The sequence below is a fragment of the Xanthomonas sp. SHU 199 genome (genome assembly GCF_000364665.1).
In the GTDB taxonomy this organism is placed as follows: Bacteria; Pseudomonadota; Gammaproteobacteria; order Xanthomonadales; family Xanthomonadaceae; genus Xanthomonas_A; species Xanthomonas_A sontii.
On sequence record NZ_AQOI01000015.1, the window covers coordinates 1 to 4,903 of the forward strand.

Here is a 4,903-nt window from a genome sequence, read left to right on the forward strand (position 1 = left end):
GTGCGGCCACCTGTCGCTCGGTGTCGCCGGCCACGCACCCGCCCTGCAATGCCGCCAACAGCTGCGCCATGATCGACGACGAGATCGCGCGCAGCTGCGCGCTGCTCGGCCGCGACGGACCGACCACCGTCGGGTGCGGCCCGGCCGCCGACAGCCCGCAGGCCGCGGCCGACGTGGTGCGGCGCTACTACGCGGCGATCAATGCGCGCGACTACGCCACGGCCTGGCAGCAGTGGGGCGAGGACGGGCGCCCGGGGCAGTCCTACGCGGCCTTCAAGGCCGGCTTTGCGCAGACGCGTACGGTGAAGGCGACGATCGGCGCGCTGGGCGCCAGCGATGGCGCCGCCGGTTCGGTGTACCAGCCGGTGCCGGTCACCGTGGAGGCGACGCTGGCCGACGGCACGCGGCAACGCTTCCGCGGCGACTACGTGCTGCGCCGGGTCAACGGTGTGGACGGGGCTTCGGCGGCGCAGCTGCGCTGGCGGATCGACTCGGCCAAGCTCCAGGACGTGCCGGTGCAGTGAAGCCTGGCGGCGTCTTCTTGTGCCTGGGAGGCCGATGGCGCGCGCGGCGGGTAAGATCACGCGCGCTGCTGCCTGTCGATGACGGCATGCCCGGTTCGTCTCCTGATGGCATCGCCCGCCGAAAGGCGGTGCGCGGTGCTTTGGGCGGCGATCTGTCCTGGCCGACCGACCCTCACCCCAACCCCGCTCCCGGTGGGAGAGCGGCTTCATTCGCTTGAAGGGATGTTTCGATGACGACGTTGTACGGATTGAAAAACTGCGACACCTGCAAGAAGGCGACCAAGTGGCTGGACCGCTTCGGCGTGGCCTACACCTTCGTCGATTACCGCGAGCACAAGCCGACCCCGGAGACCCTGCTGGACTGGGCCGGCCAGGCCGGTGGGTTCGACGCGCTGGTCAACAAGTCCTCCACCACCTGGCGGCAGTTGCCCGACAACAAGAAGACACCCGGCTCCGATGCCGAGTGGAAGCTGCTGCTGCGCGAATACCCGCAACTGATCCGCCGCCCGGTGGTGGTGACCGACGACGGCAAGCTCAGCCAGGGCTTCTCCGACAACGGCTTCAAGCAGCGGTTCGGGGTGGCGTGAAGATCCGCCCGTACCGGGCCGACGACTGGGCGCGCCTGTGCGCCATCCACGATGCCGCGCGCCTGGAAGAACTGCAGGCGGCGGGGCTGGTGGAGGCGTTCCTGCCGCTGCCGATCGCGGCCGAGCGCGAAGGCCTGTTCGATTACCGCGTGCAGGTCGCCGAGTGCGATGACCAGGTGCTCGGCTTCGTCGCCGACGATGGCGAGGAACTGGCCTGGCTGTACGTGGATCCGGCCGCGCGCCGGCGCGGCGTCGGTCAGGCGCTGGTGGCCGCGGTGCAGGGTGCCAGCCCGGCCGGCCTGACGCTGGAACTGCTGGAGGGCAATGCCGCGGCGCTCGCGTTCTACCGCGTCTGCGGTTTCGTCGAAACCAGCACGCACGGCGGGCGCATGCCTGGCAACGAAGCTTTCGCGGTGCGCGTGCAGTGCATGCGCTGGCCCGGCATCGCGCCGTAGCGACGACCGGCGCCGCGACCGCGCACCCGTTCGGCGATCCTGGCCGATGCTTCGAATCCGCCACTCCCACTCGTACACTGCACGCCGTGCGCCGTCGGCACGCGACGCTGCCGCCGCCGATCCGCATCGCGTCTCCCTCGTGTTTTCCAACGGTGTCCCTGCATGTCCGATGTCCTTGAACTCGCCTGCGACCTGATCGCCCGCCCGTCGGTCACCCCCGACGATGCCGGGTGCCAGGACCTGATCGCGCAGCGGCTGCAGCGCGCCGGTTTCGCCATCGAGCGGCTGCGCCGCGGCGAGGTCGACAATCTGTGGGCCACCCATCGCGGCGGCGACGGTCCGGTGCTGGCGCTGCTCGGGCATACCGACGTGGTGCCGCCGGGGCCGCGCGAGGCCTGGAGCAGCGATCCGTTCGCGCCGCAGGTCCGCGATGGCGTGCTGTACGGGCGCGGCGCCGCCGACATGAAGGGCAGCGTGGCCGCCTTCGTGGTCGCCGCCGAACGGTTCGTGGCCGCGCAGCCGCAGCACCCGGGCACGCTGGCGCTGCTGCTGACCAGCGACGAGGAAGGCGATGCGATCGACGGCGTGCGTCATGTGGCGCGGCTGTTCGCCGAGCGTGGCGAGCGCATCGACTGGTGCATCACCGGCGAACCCTCGTCCACCGAGCGGCTTGGCGACCTGCTGCGGGTCGGCCGTCGCGGCAGCCTCTCCGGTGCGCTGCGCGTGCGCGGCGTGCAGGGGCACGTGGCCTATCCGCACAAGGCGCGCAACCCGATCCACCTGGCCGCGCCGGCATTGGCCGAGCTGGTCGCGCGGCACTGGGACGACGGCTACGAAAGCTTCCCGCCGACCAGCCTGCAACTCTCCAACGTGCATGCCGGTACCGGCGCCAACAACGTCATCCCCGGCGAACTGCAGGTCGCCTTCAACCTGCGCTACACCCCGCACTGGGATGCGCCACGGCTGGAAGCGGAGATCGCCGCGCTGTTCGATCGCCATGGCCTGGACTACGACCTGCGCTGGCACCGCAGCGGCGAGCCGTTCTACACCCCGGAAGGCACGCTGCGCCGGGTGGCGCGCGAGGTGCTGGGCGAGGTCGCCGGCGCGCCGCCGGAGGAGAGCACCGGCGGCGGCACCTCCGATGCGCGCTTCATCGCCCCGCTGGGCGCGCAATGCATCGAGGTCGGCCCGGTCAACGCCAGCATCCACCAGGTCGACGAGCACGTGCGCGTGGCCGACCTGGAGGCGTTGCCGGATCTGTACCTGCGCCTGATCGAACGGTTGCTGCGGTAACAGTTGCGCCGGCCCGCGTGCCGGGTTACGGTCGTTCCATGACCTCGCTGTCTGCCCTCCGCTCGAGCAACGCCAACGGCCGCAATAATGCGCTGGCGAATAATCGTGCGCGGCCGATGCGGGTCTGCGACTAGGCGCTACCAGAAACACCACGCCCAGCCACTAGAAAACCCGCATCGGCCGATGCGGGTTTTTTTGTGCCTGGGTGTTCCCCTCCGCAACCACCACCCCACGATCAGGAGCTTTCCCATGTGTTCGATCTTCGGCATCTTCGGCCTGCAACCGGGCGACGACCTGCAGGCGCTGCGGCGGCAGGCGCTGGACTGCTCGCAGCGGCAGCGCCACCGCGGCCCGGACTGGAGCGGCGTGTATGTCGACGACGGCGCGATCCTGGTCCACGAGCGCCTGGCCATCGTCGACCCGGCCGGCGGTTCGCAGCCGCTGCTTTCCGACGACGGGCAGCTGGCGCTGGCGGTCAACGGCGAGATCTACAACCATCGCGAACTGAAGAAGCAGCTCGTGCAGCCATACGCCTTCCAGACCGGCTCGGACTGCGAGGTGATCAACGCGCTGTACCGCGAAACCACGCCGGAGGCGCTGCTGAACCGCCTCAACGGCATCTTCGCTTTCGCGCTGTGGGACAAGGCCGCCGGCCGCGTGCTGATCGCGCGCGATCCGATGGGCGTGTGCCCGCTGTACTGGGGCCACGACGCGCAAGGGCGGCTGCGGGTGGCCTCGGAGATGAAGTCGCTGGCCGACAGTTGCGCCGACGTCGCCCAGTTCCCGCCGGGCCACTACTACGACAGCGCCAGCGGCGAACTCGTGCAGTATTACCGCAAGCCCTGGCGCGACTACGCCGCGGTGCAGGGCGTGGAGGTCGGCAAGCACGAACTGCGCGAGGCCTTCGAGCGCGCCGTGCATCGCCAGCTGATGACCGACGTGCCGTACGGCGTGCTGCTCTCCGGTGGACTGGATTCGTCGCTGGTCGCGGCGGTGGCGGCGCGCTTCGCGCGCAAGCGCATCGAGGAGAACGACGAGGCCGAGGCCTGGTGGCCGCGCCTGCACTCGTTCGCGATCGGCCTGAAGGGCTCGCCGGATCTGGCCGCCGCGGCGATCGCCGCCGAGGCGCTGGGTACCGTGCACCACGGTTTCGAATACACCTTCGAGGAAGGCCTGGACGCGTTGCCGGAGGTGATCCGGCACATCGAGACCTACGACGTCACCACCATCCGCGCCTCCACGCCGATGTTCCTGCTGGCGCGGCGGATCAAGGCGATGGGGGTGAAGATGGTGCTCTCCGGCGAAGGCAGCGACGAGATCTTCGGCGGCTACCTGTACTTCCACAAGGCGCCGAGCGCGCGCGAGTTCCACGAAGAACTGATCCGCAAGCTCGACGCGCTGTACAACTACGATTGCCTGCGCGCCAACAAGTCGATGATGGCCTGGGGCGTGGAGCCGCGGGTGCCGTTCCTGGACGTGGAGTTCCTGGACGTGGCCATGCGCATGGACGCCCAGTACAAGATGGCCGGCACCCGCGCCGACGGCAGCAAGCGCATCGAGAAGGCGGTGCTGCGCGAAGCCTTCGAGGGCTATCTGCCCGAGTCGATCCTGTGGCGGCAGAAGGAGCAGTTCAGCGACGGCGTCGGCTACGGCTGGATCGATGGGCTGAAGGCGCATGCCGAGGCCCAGGTCAGCGACCGCGAACTGGCCGCGGCCGACAAGCGCTTCCCGGTGAACCCGCCGCAGACCAAGGAAGCCTATTACTACCGCAGCCTGTTCGAGCGCGTGTTCCCGACGCCGGCCGCGGCCGAGACCGTGCCCGGCGGCAAGTCGATCGCCTGCTCCTCGCCGGCGGCGATCGCCTGGGATGCCAGCTTCGCGACGATGGCCGATCCCTCCGGCCGTGCGGTGGCCGGGGTGCACGCGCAGGCGCTGGGGTGACCGGCGCCAGCCTGCTGGCGATCGCCGGGGTGCTGACGCTGGGGGCGATCAGCCCCGGCGCCAGCTTCCTGCTGGTGGCGCGGCTGGCCGCGGGGCGCTCGCG

General features: G+C 70.2%; 5 protein-coding genes. All 5 read left to right on the forward strand.

The window, feature by feature from the left end:
- On the forward strand, nucleotides 1-524 hold a 524-nt coding region (locus tag D183_RS0100825), incomplete at its 5' end, for a hypothetical protein (RefSeq protein ID WP_017907312.1).
- Between the two features lie 230 nt (nucleotides 525-754).
- On the forward strand, nucleotides 755-1,111 hold the full coding sequence (locus D183_RS0100830; RefSeq protein ID WP_017912256.1) for an arsenate reductase: 357 nt from the start codon (nucleotides 755-757) through the stop codon (nucleotides 1,109-1,111).
- A complete protein-coding gene (locus D183_RS0100835; RefSeq protein ID WP_017907314.1) occupies nucleotides 1,108-1,566 on the forward strand; it encodes a GNAT family N-acetyltransferase in 459 nt (152 codons plus the stop codon). The genes D183_RS0100830 and D183_RS0100835 overlap by 4 nt, the downstream gene beginning before the upstream one ends.
- Nucleotides 1,567-1,728: 162 nt before the next feature.
- Complete coding sequence (gene dapE, locus D183_RS0100840) at nucleotides 1,729-2,859, forward strand: succinyl-diaminopimelate desuccinylase (RefSeq protein ID WP_017907315.1); 1,131 nt, start codon at nucleotides 1,729-1,731, stop codon at nucleotides 2,857-2,859.
- Nucleotides 2,860-3,108: 249 nt separating this feature from the next.
- Nucleotides 3,109-4,800, forward strand: coding sequence for an asparagine synthase B (gene asnB, locus D183_RS0100845; protein WP_017907316.1), 1,692 nt, complete (start codon nucleotides 3,109-3,111; stop codon nucleotides 4,798-4,800).
- Nucleotides 4,801-4,903 lie beyond the last annotated feature (103 nt).